The following is a 16,505-nucleotide window of genomic DNA, read 5'->3' as shown; positions in this document are numbered from 1 at the left end:
TATGGGTACACTCATACTCCCTTATGGCGGTATACTAAAGAAAGAACAGCTAATCTTGAACCCCAGTTCGATCGGAGAGAGGTTCTTCCCTAGAAAACGTTTAATGAAAAATCGCAGTGCAAGTTATTTATTATTGTCGGTTTCTGAAAGGGGTATTACTGAAATTGGCTTTCGGCGTGTGGCCTATGATGGTGAACGTGAAATAAAAAAGGCGGCCGCGCAAAATTTTCCATATTTAAATTTGTACAAAAAAAACAGTTTTGACAGGTGCAGTGGAAACACATAACCAAAAATTATTAGCAAAAAGCAATCATGAAATGGGCTACTGCGCTGAAGCGCTGGCTTTTATCGAAAGTTTAAAATAGTGTTGCAAGATGCATCTGGTCAAAAGAATCCCTCACTACGCTACGTAAACAAGAAAGCTAGGCTGATTAATTTTGTAAAAGTGATAAGATAGAAACTGATTGTTTATTAAAAAATATAGAAGGGTTTGGTATCGACGTGATAACCTTAAAATCAAAACGAGAGATTGAAGGAATGAATAAGTCGGGCGCAATTCTTGCAGCGGCTCATTTAATGTTAAGAGATAGACTCTATGTAGGGATGGATACATGGGAGATCGAAAAAATGGTAGATAATTTTATTCAAGAACATGGAGCAACTGCTTCGGAAAAGGGTGTAGACGGATACAAGTATGCCACTTGTATCAGTATTAATGAAGAAGTTGCACATGCAATTCCCCGTAAAGGACTGAAACTTAAAAACCATGATGTCGTTACTGTTGACTTTTGTGTAAATTGGCAGGGATATCAAAGTGATTCTGCTTGGACCTATGTTATAGGCGAAACCACTCCTGAAATAGAACACTTGCTTGCTGTTACTCATAAGGCACTTTATCTTGGAATTGAACAGGCAAAAGTCGGCAATCGAGTCGGTGATATTGGTTATGCCATCCAAAACTATGTTGAAAACGAAGAGCATATGGGTGATGTCCGTGAACTAATTGGACATGGAATCGGGCCGTCAGTGCATGAAGAACCGGACATTTTCCATTACGGCAGACCTCATCACGGTTTGCGTTTAAAAGAAGGAATGGTAATTACAATTGAGCCAATGGTAAATGCTGGCGGCTCAAGCCATATTGACACTGAATTCATGCCTGATATTGACTGGGAATACTATGTTTCAGAAGACCGCAGCTTGTCGGCTCAGTTTGAGCATACTTTAGCGATAACAAAAGAAGGACCGAAGATACTTACTTCACAAGATAAAATATTCGATAAAAATTTTTTAATTTAAATATTTCCGCTAACCTTAAGTTTATTTGATTCTCAAAACTGCAGTTAGCGGTTTTTTTCGCGTTATTTAGTAATCAGTTTGCCTTATGAAGGTTAAAGATCCTCCACCTTGAAACAAATAGTGATTCAATTCTTAAATAATTAGTCTTTAAGCCGATTAATTATATAAATAGCATTTTAGTTTTAGATGGAGGAAAAAAATATGAGCATTACAAAAAAGATTACTTTGGTAGTAACGGCCATAGTTTTCTTCAGTGCAGCTGTTCTTGGAATCACAAATTATTTTTTCAGCTATAAAGAAACGTTAAAATCTGCGGGGATCGAGCTAACCGGATGTGCTAGTATTACGACTGGGATTGAAACACCTTCTTACTTGCTGCAAGTTGAGCAGGGCAATCTGAACAACTTAAAAAAACTTGAAAATCAAGTAGACTGGATTGTACAGCACAAAAAAATTTTTTCTGAAGCGTATGTTTTGGATCCGCAGGGGAAGCTTTTAGTGGCTGATAAGCATGCTCGTCAGCTGGGTTTTAAAAGAGGTGATAATTTTAACCTTTCCACAGCTGCACTTAAACAGATAAAAAGCGGTAAGACATATTATACGAAAATTTATAGCCTTAGAGGTAGAAAAGTAATTACAGGATACGCGCCCGTTTATGAAAAACAGCAGGGTTCTTTAATGTCTGGCATGCACGGTATGTCTGGAAAGGGAAAAGTAATTGCAACTAATGCAATTGATTTTGATGGCGGAATCGTCAGTTCCAGAACTTGGGAAATGAATAAATTTATCATTCTGTTAAGTATTTTACTACCGATTATTGCTGCTATTATTACTATTGTTTTTGTGCAGTGGCTAACACGTCCTATTAAGAAAATCGGTGATCATGTTGAAAAGGTTTCAAAAGGAGACCTTTCACTGAAATCATTAAAAGTAAAGTCAAAAGATGAGCTAGGCCAACTGGCACATGATTTCAATAAAATGGTTTCTCAACTGCAAGTGTTAATTCGTAATGTTGCGCAAACCAGTAAACAAATTACATCAAATTCTCAAGGCTTGTTAACCGGGTCAAAAAAAGCAAAATTATCAACTGAACAAGTTGCTGCTCAGATTGATGAAGCAAATAAGAGTGTCGAACAACAGTCTTTTTTGACTAAACAAGCTAACAATGAGCTTGGAACGATGTCAGGTCAGGTTGAAGAAATCAGTAGTCATATTAATGCCGCAGCACTTAAAGCTGATAAAACAAATTCTCTTTCCCAAAATGGAAATGCAGTTGTTAAAAGTACAATCGAGCAAATGAATAGAATTAGGCAGAACAGTATCGAAATAAAACAGATTGCTGTGAGTCTTAATGGGAAGTCCCAAGAAATTGATAAAGTCATGACTCTCATTAATGGAATATCAAAGCAGACTAATCTTTTGGCTTTAAATGCTTCAATTGAGGCAGCACGAGCGCAAGGACACGGGCGCGGCTTTGCTGTTGTTTCTGAAGAAATCCGACAACTCGCTGATCAGACTGATGTAGCTACACGTGAAGTTGCGGATGTCATCGTTGAAATTCAAAAAGAATCTAATCAATCGGTCAAAAAAATTATTCAAGGTGAGAAAATTGTCAAAGATGGTCTCTTACTAATTGAAAAAACGAGTGATTCCTTTACAATGATTTCAACTAAATCCAGTGAGACCTCGCAAGATCTTGGGGAATTACTGCAAGAAATTTTGCAGATTCAAAATAAAATGACAAGTATGGTAGAAGAAGTTGCTCATATCACAGACTTTGCTGAAAATATCGCTGCTAATACAGATAAGATAAGCCGATCCGGCAAGCAACAAAATATAATGATGCAGGAATTCGTTTCGGTAGCAGAGAGTCTGTCAAAAATCGCAAGCGAATTAACCGGATTAGTTAATAAATTTAAATATGAAAAATAAAAATAAGTTTCATTGGTATACGTCAAAACTAATTTTTTGAGAAAATTGTCAATAAAAAATTTCCATTTCTGCGCTTAATAATTACGTGTAGAAACGGAAACTTTTTATTTTTTATGAAAAAATACCAAAGTAAAAACTTATCTTAATTAATATCTCTTGCGGATCAGTAGATTAATGATTACAAGAAACACTTGGAAATTTACCAGACAGCGTCAACAGATTTTGTATGTCATTTGATTATTGACAAACCGGTGTTATAAGCGTTAACCTACACGTAATATCTAGGTTAAAATAGTTAATCCATTGAGTTGTGCTCTTTAAGCTGATGTCTTTATCAACTTAGGAGAAGTTGTGTGCTTTAAAATATAAACGAGGTGACGCAATTGCGTAATTTAGAAAAAGCAACAGGACTAATCGCGCAAGAAGATCAGTACTACGCTCGTTCTGCCCGTATCAAGTATTTTGATTTAGTTGTTGATCACGCTCAAGCAGCGACACTGGTAGATGTAGATGGCAATCGTTATATTGACCTATTGGCGAGTGCTTCTGCAACTAATGTCGGTCATAGTGATGAAAGAGTTGTCAAAGCAATTACACAGCAAGCACAAAAGCTAATTCATTATACACCGGCATATTTTCACCATACACCAGGTATTGAGCTAGCACGCAAGCTTGCAAAACTTGCTCCAGGTCCATCCACTAAAATGGTTACTTTTGGCAACTCCGGTTCTGATGCTAATGATGCAATCATCAAGTTTGCACGTGCTTACACAGGTCGGCAGAATATTGTTTCTTACATGGGTTCTTATCATGGATCTACCTATGGGTCAGAAACACTTTCCGGTGTCAGTTTGAATATGGTTAGAAAAATTGGCCCCTTGCTGCCGGGAGTTGTTCATGTCCCGTATCCTGACCTTTACCGCAAATACCCCGGTGAAAGTGAGCATGAAGTTGCAGTACGCTACTTTGAAGACTTTAAACGCCCATTTTCATCTTTTTTGCCGGCAGATGAAACAGCTTGTGTTTTGTTGGAAGCAATTCAAGGTGACGGTGGAATTGTTAAAGCACCGGAGGAATATCTGCAGCTGGTTTATGAATTTTGTCATGAACACGGAATCTTGTTTGCAGTTGATGAAGTTAATCAAGGACTTGGCAGATCAGGGAAATGGTGGAGTATCCAACACTTTAAGGGAATCGAACCAGACTTGATGTCAGTGGGCAAATCGCTAGCTTCAGGATTGCCATTAAGCGCTGTTGTCGGGAAAAAGGCAGTCATGGAATCTCTTGACGCTCCAGCACATTGTTTTACTACAGCAGGGAATCCAGTATGCTGTGCTGCTGCACTGGCAACTTTGAAGATTATTGAAGATGATCAGCTCGTTGAAAGATCGGCTTCTATGGGCGAATATGTTAAACAACGATTTCTTGATATGCAAAAAAGTCATCCGGTCATTGGCGACGTCAGGATATGGGGATTAAATGGCGGTATAGAATTAGTTAAAGATCAAAAAACTAAGGAACCGGATAATGAGGCTGCCACCAAAGTTATTTATTATGCATTTGCGCATGGTGTAGTTCTTATTACCCTTTCCGGTAATATTTTGAGGTTTCAGCCGCCACTGGTTATTCCACGCGAGCAGCTTGACAAAGCACTTTCTGTACTAGATGATGCATTTACTGCAGTTGAACAGGGGACAGTCGCGTTGCCAGCTGATAATGGAAAAATTGGATGGTAATATTTTAGTCTGTAAGAAAATAACAAAAAGCTAGAATCTTGAGAATTATCTTCAAGGTTCCAGCTTTTTATTATTTTACAAGAGATATTTTAAATTCGTTGTTTATAAGTACCATCTGTAGTGTTGATTGTCAATATATCACCAACTTGAATGAAGTTAGGTACTGTAACAACCAGACCTGTTTCCATCGTAGCCGGTTTGCCGCCATTTGCAGCTGTAGCTCCCTTAATATTCGGCTCTGTTTCTGCAACTTTCAAGTTAATAGTCGCAGGCAGGTCCACACCAATTAATTCTTCGCCGCAAAAGCTTAGTTGAAGCTCCATGTTAGGAATCAGATACTTGATTTCTTCTGTAACCTGTTCCAGCGGAAGTTCATATTGTTCATACGTGTCGAGGTCCATGAAAACAAGACTCTGGTCTTGTCTATAAAGAAACTGTGCTTGCTTCTTATCAACAACTGCCAGGTCAACTTTTTCTGTTGGCCGCATTGTTGTCTGTACAATTGCACTTGAACGCACATCTCTCAACTTCATCTGCATAACTGTATTGCCCTTGCCAGGCTTATGATGGTTGGTTTTCAGCACTTTAATAAGTTTCCCGTCTTTTTCAAAAATCATTCCTGCTTTTAAGTTTATTGCTTCTACCATGTTTTAATCTCCCTTTTCTTGGTTAAGTATCAAAGTTGCTAATTTCAAAGGGTTGAGGGAGGTGCTAGTGATAAAGCAAAACCGCGATGTGCCATCTTCCTGCCACCAATCATTTATGTATTTCATCTTTTTTAAGTGTACCATAGTTAACTGTGAATGCGAAATTACGTTTTTAAAGCAGATAGACACGTTAAAATTCAAAAAAACGTCATATAATAGTTATTATATCTGGTGACAATTTTTAGTTACGGGGAAGTTTAAAAATGTGCTTAATATGTGAAAGAATACAACAGATTAAAAAGGGTGATAATAGATTTTTTGTAAAAGAACTTGCTACAGGATATGTGGTAATTGGAGATAATCAGCATTTTAAAGGATATACACTATTCCTTTGCAAAAAACATGTAACTGAACTGTACTGCCTTGAACCGGACTTTAAGCAAAACTTTTTAGTTGAAATGGCACTTGTTTCTGAAGCAGTCAGCCATGCATTTAAAGCAAAGAAAATGAATATTGAACTATTAGGCAATGGCAATTCCCATCTTCACTGGCATCTTTTTCCAAGGCAAGATAGGGACCTTGAAAATTACGGAATAAATGGTAAAGGTCCTGTGTGGTGGTACCCGAAAGAAAAAATGTTTGCTGAAGATAGTTTGGTGAAAGAACAGGAACTAAAAGAGATGAAAAGCAAGCTTTTGTCAGAGTTAAATAAATTGATTTGAGAACTTTTTAAACAGAGTATTTTATTTTACACAAAGGGGTCAAACAAGTTGACTAAATTAATTATTATTCGTGGTAATTCCGGCAGTGGAAAAACAACAACTGCAAAAAAATTACAGTTTTTTTTTAGGACAAGCAATGCTTGTATCTCAAGACGTTATTCGGTTAGGAATTTTAAACGTCAAAGATCATCCAAATAATTCGGCTGTAGAATTGATAAAACTGATTTGTGAATTTGGCAGGGACAAAGTCGATTATGTTATCTTGGAAGGAATTTTAGGTGCTCAAAAATATAAACAGATGATTTTAGAATTGCTTCGATTTTTTAATAATGAAGCTTTTATCTACTACTTTGATATACCTTTCGCTGAAACTTTGAGGCGGCATAGCAGCCGAAAAAAGGCACAAGGATTTGGAGCCGCAGAAATGAAGAAATGGTGGCTGAAAAAAGATTTTTTAAAATTACCCAATGAAAAGAACCTAGGTGCAGAGCTTAGTCAAGATGAGATTGTTAAACTGATTATTAAAGATGTTACCAGTTAGGATAATATACTGTATTTTTTTGTTTGGACATTCTGACACTAGTGCAGTTGTTTAATTTTTTGAGCAGGAGTGCTAGATTGAACTCTTAGCTTAGGTTATACTGAATAAAAGAAAGGGCTTTAATTACAGGAAAATATCTGGTATAAGCAGATCAAATCTAAGGGGGCTTCTGGAAATGGACAACAAAAATGAAACACTTCTTGAAGATCTCTATAACTTGATTTTGAATCCGGCCACTCGTGACTGGGAACGCTCATTACTGATAAGAACAAAGAATGCACTTACTGACGGAAAGGATTTTACGTCGCAAATTGCTAAGCTAGAATTTGAACTGAGGCCTCTTGCAATTAGGAATAATTTAACTCCTGATGTAACAGACTTTTACCTGAAGATTACTGGAGAGGCAACAGGAACTCAGCATTTTGACATAGCAAAACATACAGGCCAGAATTTACCTTATCAAGAGCGTGCCATTTTTGCAGGAGGATGTTTCTGGTGTTTAGTTGAACCCTTTGAAGAAAAACCGGGGATTGTTTCGGTTCTATCCGGCTATACAGGAGGAAAACAACCGCGCCCGACGTATGAGCAAGTAATAAGTAAAGCTACCGGACATGTTGAGGCAGTTGAGGTGATTTTTGATACCCGAGTGGTTAAATATGAGGAATTAGTTGAACTTTACTGGCAACTGACAGATCCTACCGATGAACTTGGCCAGTTTGATGATCGTGGCAGTAATTACCGTCCTGTTATCTTTGTTAAAGATGAAACGCAAAGAAAAATTGCGCAAGCTTCTAAAAAAAGATTAGCGGAGTCAAAACGTTATAAGAAGCCGATTGTGACTGCGATCGAACCTGCAAGCATTTTTTGGCCTGCAGAAAATTTTCATCAGCAATTTTATCGCAAAAATCCTGCCAGATATAAACGGATAAAGCGGACTCGACAGCAGTATTTGGCGTTTCAACATTTACGCGGCAGCTTTCGCAGGATGTTCAGCAGTTCATAAATAATGAAGTTGACTGTTGCACTTTATTGTATGCGCTTTAATAATTTTAAAGTGCAAATTCTAAGATGTACCGGAAATTATGCAATTACTGTGCCGAAACAAGATTGACCTGCAGCAAAAAACGAGACATATAATTACCAAGGAGGACGAAAATGATCAAGCACATTTTTTTAGATATGGATAATACACTCTTAAACTCTGCCGGAAATCTTTCAACAGGTAATATAAGCACAATCCGAAATTGCGGTGTTCCAGTCACACTGGTAACTGCTCGTCCGCCAATGGCTATGCGGACTGTTATTGAACAATTGGAACTAACTGACGAACAAGTTGCTTTTAATGGGGGATTAATCTTTAAGGCAAGAGGAGCTCGTTACCAAAAAATTTTCAGTAAAGGGATTGCCTTTGAAAAGGCTGCTTACATTTTAAAAACTGTTCAAAAAAAATTTCCTAAAACTTCAGCTAACTGGTTTACTATAAAGGATTGGTATATAGGAAGAAGAAGCAGTGAAATCGAAAGAGAAGCAGCAATTACACACTTAAATCCGCGGTTAATGCCGCTAGAGCAGCTAGAGCAGCTGAAAGAAGATATGCTTTATAAGATAATGCTGATCAGTCCTACAAATACTGAAACGGATGTCATCTTAAACTACCTTTCTGGTCTTCACATACAAGGAGTGTCAATCACCCGTTCAAATAGTAATTACTTGGAGCTGACAAACGATTGCATTTCTAAAAGAAATGGAATTGCGCATATTCAAAAAAACAACCGATTAGCTAAAAGTGAGCTTGCAGCTTTTGGAGATGGGGAAAATGACATTGAAATGTTTAAGGTTGTAGGGACTGCTGTAGCGATGAAAAATGCTGCTGAAATGGTTAAAAATTATGCTGATTTTGTGACGCTCTCTAATGATGAAGACGGAGTTGGCTATGGAATAAAAAAGATACTGATGTCCGAAGAACTGTCTTTTCATAGCGGATTACAAGGCTAAACCTTTTTACAAGTAATTCAGATTATAAACAAGCAGTTTATCCTAAAAAACTTACTTGCCAACTAAAAATACTAATAATTGGTTTTCCTAATAAAAAGTGAATATGGTATATTAGTTAGGTAGCGGATATAGAGTTTACATCCGCTATTTTTAAATGATTTTATAATCGCTCCGCTTTAAAAATTTTTTAAAGTTCGCAATATTATTTAGAAAAGTTAAAAGAAAGAGAGTTTTATAGCATGACTGCAAGAAGCAAAAGAAAAAAGAGAATTAATCTGATTACTGTATTATTTTTACTTGTTTTTTTTGCGCTAAAGGGCAATTGGCGTACCATAGAGGCTAATCTGAACGAAACGTTGAATACAGTGACAAGTACCTTTGAAAGTGATAAAGACGATAAAAAGTCAGCCGGCGATAAGACAACTGAAACACAGCTGGCAGAATTAAACTACATCTCAGGGGAAGGTGCAGTCTTAAATATAAACAACGGTAAAAGCACTTTAAATTTTGCCAGCTGGAAAAAGAACCAAGTAATTTACAGTAATTTAGATGCTCTTAATAGAACTGCAACAGCAAATACTGCCTATCTCGAGCCGCGCAATATTGCAGACGATAGTTTACGCGAACGTCAGTACATACAGCCTACTGGCTGGCACCAAAAGCTTGTGAATAAAAATTCGATTATTAATCGCGGACATTTGATTGCTTATTCATTGTCAAAAGGAATTGCTGAGGATGGTCAGTACAGACCTGACCTTCAAAGCGGTGACCAAAACAACCCTAAAAACTTGTTTACCCAAACAGCATTTGCAAATCAAAGAATTCAGACGGTTTACGAAAGCAAGGTTCGAACGGCGCTTAAGGAAGGACATAAGGTAATTTACTATGCACATGCTATTTTTCGCAGTGACGAATTAATGGCACGAGGGATACACCTGCAAGCACTTTCTGATGATGGCAGCCTTAACTTTAACGTCTTTATTTACAATGTTCAGCCAAATATTAAGTTTGATTATGCAACTGGGCGTTCTGTAATTGACAAAAACATGCAAGTACCGGTTCCAAATAACTATTTTAGTTTAAAACTAACAAATTTAAACTTAAAGGCCTAGCCTTTGAACATTGCAGTGATTATAGCAGCATACAGCAAGTTGACAATTCTTGCCTTTAATAAACATAATATACCAGATAGGATATACGTAATTGAGAGGTAAAAAACCTGCTGTTTTGTGCAAGTAACTTAAATGAGCAGTTATCGTATATAAGGATAATTATTCTTATAATTTAGAGCTGAAAGTTAGGCTATTCTTTTTGTATTATTTGAAATATATTATTCAGAAAGGTTAAAGAAAAATGCAAGAAAATTTGAAAAATGATGCAAGTGTTCTCTTTTTTGGTTTCCTCGGCGGTTGTCTGCGCTATTTTTTTACGTCATGGTTGGGCCCTGATGGAACTATTCTAGTTAATTTAAGCGGTTGTTTTTTATTGGCATTTTTAACATATTTCTTTTTAACATTCAAAAACTTTTCAGACTGGCTGTCTATCGGATTAGGAACTGGTTTAATCGGGTCTTTCACAACATTTTCGAGCTATAACCTTGACCTTTTAAAGTTTATATTACTGCATGCAACAGGCACCTTGATTTTTTACCTGCTGGTCAGTATTCTAGGGGGCGTTTTTTTTGCCTATACTGGTGCTTATACCGGCACATTTATTGGCAAAAAGTTAATGAAAGGAGCGAAGCATTCATGATCTTTTTAGTGGGTCTAGGATCAGCAATCGGCTCGCTTCTGCGTTTTGAAGTGACCAAAGATGTAAAGAAACGTTATCAGCAGAACTGGCCATTAGCAACTTTTTTAATCAATTTAAGCGGCGCATTATTACTAGGAATATTATTTGGCTTTCAACTGCGGACAAAGACGTTCTTGTTTTTAGGAACGGGAATACTTGGTGGTTTTACAACCTTTTCAACGTTGAACACGGAAATACTCGGGCTTTTTAATAATAAACATCTGCATATTGGTATGAGTTATTTGGTTCTAAGCTATTTTTGCGGTGCAGTACTGCTATTTCTCGGCTATTTCTTGGTAAAAGACTTTTAACTTTTTAAATATGACGAGTTGAACGCAAGTATGTCAAGCCAATCTAAAAATAAGAGAGTGTGCCGATAGTCGTTAGGCTTTGAGCATTAACTGCGAATTGCGAACATAGTCAAAATTTGACTATGAGTAATCCGTGTTAAGCGGAAAAAACTGACTATTGAAACACGTTAATATGGGAACAGCAAGAGAGTAAAAAACTGATATCTTAAAAATTTTTATTAAATCCTTATCAAAGAAATAAAGTTGTGTTCATCAGATATTCACATTTATCGCCTATATTAGTTACAGTGAAACGAGCTAAGAAAGGTTCACTAAAGGAGATAATGATTATGGAAAAGGGTTCAGACATTGTTTCAGCAAAAGTCATCGGTATTAAGAAGCAAAAGTTCATTTGTGAAACAGAGTCCAAGGAAATTTTGGTGATTAAACGGCCATTGAAATTAAAAAGCGATAAAATATTTACGCAAATTATGTTTGATATATTACAAAATGAATTATGGATTCCAGTTAACCGCAAACTAAGAAGATTTATTAAGTATGACTGGCTTGACATTTCAGTTAAGCAATTTGCATTTTAAAACATAGACTAGCAGCTTTGCCAGATAATAGAAAGGGTAGTGAGTATGTCTGCAAAAACAGATCAGTGCACTATCTTTTTTGTTTTTCTAATTTTATGATCAAAGTTGTCTTTTATGAGAGGTACTTCCTGTCTTAACAAACAAACAGCCCACCAAAAATGACAAAATAGAGAGTGCCAGCATTAAGTAAAGCGATGCGTGCCAAGTACCGACATTCGTTTTTATCAATCCTAACAATGTGGGACTAAAACAAGCCAGCAGGTAGCCGATAGATTGAACTACTCCTCCGATGCTGCTTGCTTCTTTTGCATTATGAGCCAAGGTCGTAATCAGGCTTAAGGAAAGTGAGAAGGTAGCAGAACATGTAAGTCCAAGACAAGTTATGGCAATTACCAAAAGTACAATAGAGGAAATCCCGGTATTCAATAAGCCCAAACCACATAAATATCCGCAAAATGAGATAAAAAGCACTGCTTTAAGTGCGCGTAAAGAGGAGCTTATTCGAGGGACAAGGTATGAAATTGGGATACCGATAAATTGAAACAGTGCCAGTAAGGCCCCGATTGTTAAAACTGAAAGCTTTAGATCCGCTAAAATACTAGGAAGCCAAGCAACTAATCCGTAAAAGATAAACGATTGCAGGCCCATATAAAAGGCTAAGGTAAGTATTTGAGAACGCCTGCTTGTTATTTGCGAAAAAGAAACTTTAACGGGCGAAGGAATCTGCTGTGCATGTGGCTTCTTTTTAGGGAGAAAGTACCAGCCGCAAATGGCGATAAGTGCTGGAAGTGAAATAAGCTGAATAACCAGCTGCCAACCAATATGTTCTGCTAGAAAAGCTGCAAAATAGCCGACTAATGCTGCCCATAACCCTAATGAAGCAGTGTAAAGGCCATTTAATGTACCAGCTCGTTTAGGAGCATATTCCATGATAATAGCAGGAACCAAAACATTCAGCAGGGTAATTGCTATTCCACAAAGTATTGTCCCTAAAAAAAGCAATGACAAAGAATAAATGCGTAAAAAATTTGCACTTAGAAGTAAAACTAATGCCGCCATTAAGACTTTATGTACACCAAATTTATGTATTATAAGCGGAGCTGCGATAGAAAGCATTCCAAAACAAATTAACGGAATCGTTGTTAAAATCCCCATTTGTGCAGCAGTGAGATGAAAAGCTGGAATAATGTACATACTTAAAGGCGGAATTACAATGATTGCCAGTCTTAAATTCCCTGCAATCAAAAAAACTTCCCAACTGAGGTTAAAGCTCTTTCTACCCATATTTTTGTATTTTCTCCTTATTTTTAATATGTAAGCCCATAGGTCGTATCCAAAAAACCACCTAAACAAGCATTCTTGCCTAGATGGTTATCTTCTAGTATCATGACGAATTAATTATTCGCTATCAGAATTATTACTAAGAAAGTCTACCATCTAGACTTACAAAAAGTCAATCAGTGATGTTGTTGCAGCACTGAGCTTTTTACTGATATTTAAAAGACAGCAAAAAGTATTTGCAGTTTTTAATAAACTAATGGTGCTGGTATTTTTTATTGTTCTTAATATTTTAAATAAGTATTGCTATAAAAGGTAATATATAATAGAATTATTCTTAAATACGAACTATATCACACTGTATACGTGAAATGTTTATTATAAGGAGAAAGTATTATGCACTTTATAGCTGACCTCATGGCGGCACTCGGTGTTGTTTTGAACGGGATACCTCAAGGAATCATGGCGATGGGTCTTGGATTTGCTGTTTTTCCCACTACCTTTTCATTTGTTTTTGCTTCAGCAATCAATGGTTTTTACGGTTCTGTTGCACCTCTTTCTTTTCAGGCTGAATCCTTAGCGTTAACCGGTAACCTTGGGAAGACCATTCGAGAACGGACTTCAATTATTTTCGGCGGTTCTTTAATCATGGTTTTTATTGGATTAACGGGAACATTAACTAAAATTGTTTCTTATTTAGGAAATAACATTATGGCTGGAATGATGGCCGGGGTAGGTTTGATGCTTGCTAAGATAGCAGTCGAAATGACTAAGAAGCAGCAAAAAATAGGTTGGATTTCAATAGCATTGGCTGCCGTGACATATCTTTTTACAAAGGACCTTGTTTGGACGATTACAATCTCTGTTATTTTTTCCAGCCTGTATGCAGTGAAAATCGAACATTACCGAGCTGAACTTCCTTCATATGTGACAGCACGCAAGTTTAATTTTATGCGTCCGCAATTCAACCTGCGGGTATTACGCGGCGCTCTTGGATTAGCTTGTTTGAATATCGGTGCAAATATTTCCTATGGATTGATAACTGGGCAGATGACCGGAATTAAACCTAATCCAGTTAATTTAAACTTACTGACCACAACACAGGCGCTTGCAGACATGGGAACAAGTTTATTAGGTGGAGCTCCAGTTGAAACTATCATTTCTGCGACTGCAAGCGCGCCGGAACCTGTCCTTGCAGGGATCATGATGATGCTGATCATGGCAGTTATTCTGTTTGCCGGCTGGCTTCCAAAAATTGGACGTTATGTGCCAAGTACCTCAATTGCTGGATTTTTGTTTATTTTGGGTGCGGTTGTTATTTTCCCGGAAAACGCTGCGGCAGCAATGAGCGGTTCCGGAATAGCAATTGCAGCAATTACGCTGGTTATTACAGCAATTTTTGATCCATTTGCTGGATTAGTAACAGGAGCAGTTTTAAAATTCATTTTGCCGCTATTAGGTCTGGGGGTATAGTTGATGAAAAATTTTTATGAATTAAAAGTAGCAGGATTGACTCGAAAACTTCCTTTGATTAAACTCAACGATGATCTTACAATTGCTTCTTTTGTATTATTAGGAGATGCTGAGCTGACACATTGTGCAGCTGAGCAGTTGGCAAAAAAAATCGATTTTGACTTCGACTACTTGGTAACGATGGAGAGCAAGGGTATTCCATTGGCTCAAGAATTGTGCCATTTTTTGCAGAAGCCGCGCTATGTGGTCCTGCGTAAAAGTATAAAGGACTATATGAAAGAACCTATAAGCATTTCTGTTAGTGCGATTACTACCAGTACACCACAGGAATTGGTACTTGATGGAAGCGATGCGCAACTGTTAAAAGGCAAAAAGGTTGTTATTATTGACGATGTCATAAGCAGCGGAGGATCTGTTGCAGCGGCTGAAAAGCTTTTACATAAGGCCGAAGCCAATGTTGTAGCGCGAGTTGCAATTTTAGCCGAAGGACAGGCAGCTAAACGGACTGATATTAAGTTTTTAGAAGAATTACCGCTTTTTTAACTGTAATATTTGTTATAATCCAGAATGGTAAATTTTGAGTTTTAAGAATGGATGATGACCATAGTATCGGTTTGATTATGAAAAAGTTTTGGTTAGGATGGTTAGAAGAATACAAAGACTGACTATTAAAATACGTTAATGCGTAATTTAATATTAACGTGTTTCAATAGTCAGTCTTTTCCGTTTAACTACAAATTACTCATAGTCAAATTCAGACTATGTTCGTAATTAGCAGTTAATGCTCAAAGTCTAATGACTATTGGCACACCTCCTCTTTAAGGATTGCATTATAATTTCTATAGTAATGTACTTCAGCCCTGATTTTGTTAAGTTGTTGGCTCTTTCAATAAATGGTGGGTGAGCACAAGATCAAATAACATCAGCCCGGCTAAACAGATACCGGAAACAGCAAAAACAATTCCTGGAGTTTGGATACTGAATAAGAAGCCATACACTAATGTACCAACTGGCATTAAAAGCTGGCTGAGAGTATTTTGCAAAGCAAAAACTCTGCCTTGCAGATGCTGAGGAATTGTTTCTTGCATAAAAGTCAGCATTGGAGTGTTAATCAGTACCACTAAACTTCCAGAGAGCAGATTAGCGATAATAAAGAAAAACAGACTGGCAGTCTGAGACCAGTTTAATAAACCTGGAAGCAAAAAACTGATGAATATGATACTAAAGAGCAGTACCCCATTTATCGAGAGATATACTGGGTTTATTTTTAAAGCTGTTTTGCTAAGAAAGACTGAAAACAAAAGCATTCCAACAGCAAAGGCAGTTTCAGTCCAGCTATATTGTGCATTGGAAAATTTCAAAATATTAATCATTAAAAAGGGCAGTCCAACATTTAAAGCTGCAAAAAAAAAGTTGATGAAGGCTGCCATACCAAGCAGTGAAAGAAGCAAAGGCTGACTGTGCACATATTTTAGCCCGCTTACTAGGTTTTCAAGCAGGTTTTCGCTTTGAGAAGCTGTTCCATGGGGATTAAAGTTAAAATCAGTGAGTCCAACGAGAATAATTGCACAAATTTCTGCGAAGACTTCCACCATTCCAAACCATGCAAAGGGCAGCAGCGTATAAAGCACGGCTCCAAGCAGAGGGCTGATAATTATTGCTAAAGAGGTTGCAGATTGGTTCAGTGAGTTTAGTTTTTGCAAATGGCTGGCAGGAACAATTTGAATAATACTGGCAGATAAAGTAGTACTTAATATCATATCAGCGATGCGTAAAATCACCAGTAAGGCTAGTAATTCCGTGTAATACAATTTGGGCCAAATTGTGAATAAACTCCCAAACAAGAGTAATGCTCCAATTGCCAACAGTTGTGACCACCAGAGAATCTTACGGTGGTCATAACGATCGACAAGATAACCAAAAATCGGCATTAAGAAGAGGCTCACTATGGGACCGATAATTTGCGATCCACTAAAACTAAGGGCGGAACCTGTTTTATGCAGAATGTACAGCCCACTGCCGAAGCTGAAAATATTGCTGCCGAAATTACCAAAAAAATTGATCCCCATAACTTTAATAATTTGGCGGGGCACTGGATTCTTTAATGCTTTCATTTTAATCACCTTTATCGATAAAAAATATTTTAACGTTAATAAAAATATAATCAATTGATTTAATCTTGTCAATCTTTTAAGATGATTT

General features: G+C 37.1%; 17 protein-coding genes. 14 read left to right on the top strand and 3 right to left on the bottom strand.

Annotation, left to right across the window (positions count from 1 at the left end; genetic code table 11):
• Window position 1 precedes the first annotated feature (1 nt).
• From FD46_RS10380 to FD46_RS06825, 4 genes are all read left to right on the top strand, one after another.
• The gene (locus FD46_RS10380) at window positions 2–286 is read left to right on the top strand and encodes a hypothetical protein (protein ID WP_157047101.1); all 285 of its coding nucleotides are present in this window, start codon (window positions 2–4) and stop codon (window positions 284–286) included.
• 215 nt (window positions 287–501) lie between these two features.
• Complete coding sequence (map, locus tag FD46_RS06835) at window positions 502–1,299, top strand: type I methionyl aminopeptidase (protein WP_057896410.1); 798 nt, start codon at window positions 502–504, stop codon at window positions 1,297–1,299.
• Window positions 1,300–1,500: 201 nt separating this feature from the next.
• On the top strand, window positions 1,501–3,231 hold the full coding sequence (locus FD46_RS06830) for a methyl-accepting chemotaxis protein (RefSeq protein ID WP_057896409.1): 1,731 nt from the start codon (window positions 1,501–1,503) through the stop codon (window positions 3,229–3,231).
• A gap of 383 nt (window positions 3,232–3,614) precedes the next feature.
• Window positions 3,615–4,967, top strand: a complete 1,353-nt coding sequence (locus FD46_RS06825; protein ID WP_057896408.1) for an aspartate aminotransferase family protein — start codon at window positions 3,615–3,617, stop codon at window positions 4,965–4,967.
• Window positions 4,968–5,056: 89 nt separating this feature from the next.
• Here the strand turns inward: FD46_RS06825 and efp are convergent, their stop codons facing one another.
• Window positions 5,057–5,614, bottom strand: coding sequence for an elongation factor P (gene efp, locus FD46_RS06820; RefSeq protein ID WP_057896407.1), 558 nt, complete (start codon window positions 5,612–5,614; stop codon window positions 5,057–5,059).
• 263 nt (window positions 5,615–5,877) lie between these two features.
• Between efp and FD46_RS06815 the strand changes: the two genes are divergently transcribed.
• From FD46_RS06815 to FD46_RS06780, 8 genes are all read left to right on the top strand, one after another.
• Window positions 5,878–6,336, top strand: a complete 459-nt coding sequence (locus tag FD46_RS06815) for an HIT family protein (RefSeq protein ID WP_057896406.1) — start codon at window positions 5,878–5,880, stop codon at window positions 6,334–6,336.
• A gap of 85 nt (window positions 6,337–6,421) precedes the next feature.
• Complete coding sequence (locus FD46_RS06810) at window positions 6,422–6,877, top strand: P-loop NTPase family protein (protein ID WP_235805592.1); 456 nt, start codon at window positions 6,422–6,424, stop codon at window positions 6,875–6,877.
• A 175-nt stretch (window positions 6,878–7,052) separates the two neighbouring features.
• A complete protein-coding gene (gene msrA / locus FD46_RS06805) occupies window positions 7,053–7,880 on the top strand; it encodes a peptide-methionine (S)-S-oxide reductase MsrA (RefSeq protein ID WP_057896405.1) in 828 nt (275 codons plus the stop codon).
• 152 nt (window positions 7,881–8,032) lie between these two features.
• Window positions 8,033–8,872 carry a Cof-type HAD-IIB family hydrolase gene (locus tag FD46_RS06800; protein ID WP_057896404.1) on the top strand — a complete coding sequence of 280 codons (840 nt, stop codon included), beginning with the start codon at window positions 8,033–8,035 and terminating at the stop codon, window positions 8,870–8,872.
• Between the two features lie 239 nt (window positions 8,873–9,111).
• Entirely contained in the window at window positions 9,112–9,984 is an 873-nt protein-coding gene (locus FD46_RS06795; RefSeq protein ID WP_057896403.1) for a DNA/RNA non-specific endonuclease, read from the top strand.
• 241 nt (window positions 9,985–10,225) lie between these two features.
• On the top strand, window positions 10,226–10,624 hold the full coding sequence (locus tag FD46_RS06790) for a fluoride efflux transporter FluC (RefSeq protein ID WP_057896402.1): 399 nt from the start codon (window positions 10,226–10,228) through the stop codon (window positions 10,622–10,624).
• Complete coding sequence (crcB, locus tag FD46_RS06785; protein ID WP_057896401.1) at window positions 10,621–10,974, top strand: fluoride efflux transporter CrcB; 354 nt, start codon at window positions 10,621–10,623, stop codon at window positions 10,972–10,974. Before FD46_RS06790 ends, crcB begins: the two co-directional genes overlap by 4 nt.
• A gap of 329 nt (window positions 10,975–11,303) precedes the next feature.
• Entirely contained in the window at window positions 11,304–11,552 is a 249-nt protein-coding gene (locus FD46_RS06780) for a hypothetical protein (protein WP_057896400.1), read from the top strand.
• Between the two features lie 99 nt (window positions 11,553–11,651).
• Here the strand turns inward: FD46_RS06780 and FD46_RS06775 are convergent, their stop codons facing one another.
• Window positions 11,652–12,836: an MFS transporter gene (locus tag FD46_RS06775; RefSeq protein ID WP_057896399.1), complete on the bottom strand. Its 1,185-nt coding sequence runs from the start codon at window positions 12,834–12,836 to the stop codon at window positions 11,652–11,654.
• Between the two features lie 390 nt (window positions 12,837–13,226).
• On the opposite strand from FD46_RS06775, the gene FD46_RS06770 reads away from it, so the two are divergent.
• Together FD46_RS06770 and FD46_RS06765 are read left to right on the top strand one after the other, a co-directional pair.
• A complete protein-coding gene (locus FD46_RS06770; RefSeq protein ID WP_057896398.1) occupies window positions 13,227–14,303 on the top strand; it encodes a hypothetical protein in 1,077 nt (358 codons plus the stop codon).
• A 3-nt stretch (window positions 14,304–14,306) separates the two neighbouring features.
• Window positions 14,307–14,846, top strand: coding sequence for a phosphoribosyltransferase family protein (locus FD46_RS06765; protein WP_057896397.1), 540 nt, complete (start codon window positions 14,307–14,309; stop codon window positions 14,844–14,846).
• Between the two features lie 326 nt (window positions 14,847–15,172).
• Here FD46_RS06765 and FD46_RS06760 read toward each other — a convergent pair whose 3' ends face one another.
• A complete protein-coding gene (locus tag FD46_RS06760; RefSeq protein WP_057896396.1) occupies window positions 15,173–16,417 on the bottom strand; it encodes an MFS transporter in 1,245 nt (414 codons plus the stop codon).
• Between the last annotated feature and the right edge of the window lie 88 nt (window positions 16,418–16,505).

Origin of the sequence: Liquorilactobacillus oeni DSM 19972 (genome assembly GCF_001436275.1) — a bacterium.
GTDB classification, from domain to species: domain Bacteria; phylum Bacillota; class Bacilli; order Lactobacillales; family Lactobacillaceae; genus Liquorilactobacillus; species Liquorilactobacillus oeni.
Note: the sequence above shows the minus strand (reverse complement) of the source record. Positions and strands in the feature narration are given on the sequence as shown.

Coding starts and splice junctions, on each gene's coding strand:
- crcB (WP_057896401.1), top strand. CDS start 10,621: ATGATCTTTTTAGTGGGTCTAGGATCAGCAATCGGCTCGCTTCTGCGT.
- FD46_RS06800 (WP_057896404.1), top strand. CDS start 8,033: ATGATCAAGCACATTTTTTTAGATATGGATAATACACTCTTAAACTCT.
- FD46_RS06790 (WP_057896402.1), top strand. CDS start 10,226: ATGCAAGAAAATTTGAAAAATGATGCAAGTGTTCTCTTTTTTGGTTTC.
- FD46_RS06760 (WP_057896396.1), bottom strand. CDS start 16,417: ATGAAAGCATTAAAGAATCCAGTGCCCCGCCAAATTATTAAAGTTATG.
- FD46_RS06775 (WP_057896399.1), bottom strand. CDS start 12,836: ATGGGTAGAAAGAGCTTTAACCTCAGTTGGGAAGTTTTTTTGATTGCA.
- FD46_RS06815 (WP_057896406.1), top strand. CDS start 5,878: ATGTGCTTAATATGTGAAAGAATACAACAGATTAAAAAGGGTGATAAT.
- FD46_RS06765 (WP_057896397.1), top strand. CDS start 14,307: ATGAAAAATTTTTATGAATTAAAAGTAGCAGGATTGACTCGAAAACTT.
- FD46_RS06770 (WP_057896398.1), top strand. CDS start 13,227: ATGCACTTTATAGCTGACCTCATGGCGGCACTCGGTGTTGTTTTGAAC.
- efp (WP_057896407.1), bottom strand. CDS start 5,614: ATGGTAGAAGCAATAAACTTAAAAGCAGGAATGATTTTTGAAAAAGAC.
- msrA (WP_057896405.1), top strand. CDS start 7,053: ATGGACAACAAAAATGAAACACTTCTTGAAGATCTCTATAACTTGATT.
- FD46_RS10380 (WP_157047101.1), top strand. CDS start 2: ATGGGTACACTCATACTCCCTTATGGCGGTATACTAAAGAAAGAACAG.
- FD46_RS06830 (WP_057896409.1), top strand. CDS start 1,501: ATGAGCATTACAAAAAAGATTACTTTGGTAGTAACGGCCATAGTTTTC.
- FD46_RS06795 (WP_057896403.1), top strand. CDS start 9,112: ATGACTGCAAGAAGCAAAAGAAAAAAGAGAATTAATCTGATTACTGTA.
- FD46_RS06780 (WP_057896400.1), top strand. CDS start 11,304: ATGGAAAAGGGTTCAGACATTGTTTCAGCAAAAGTCATCGGTATTAAG.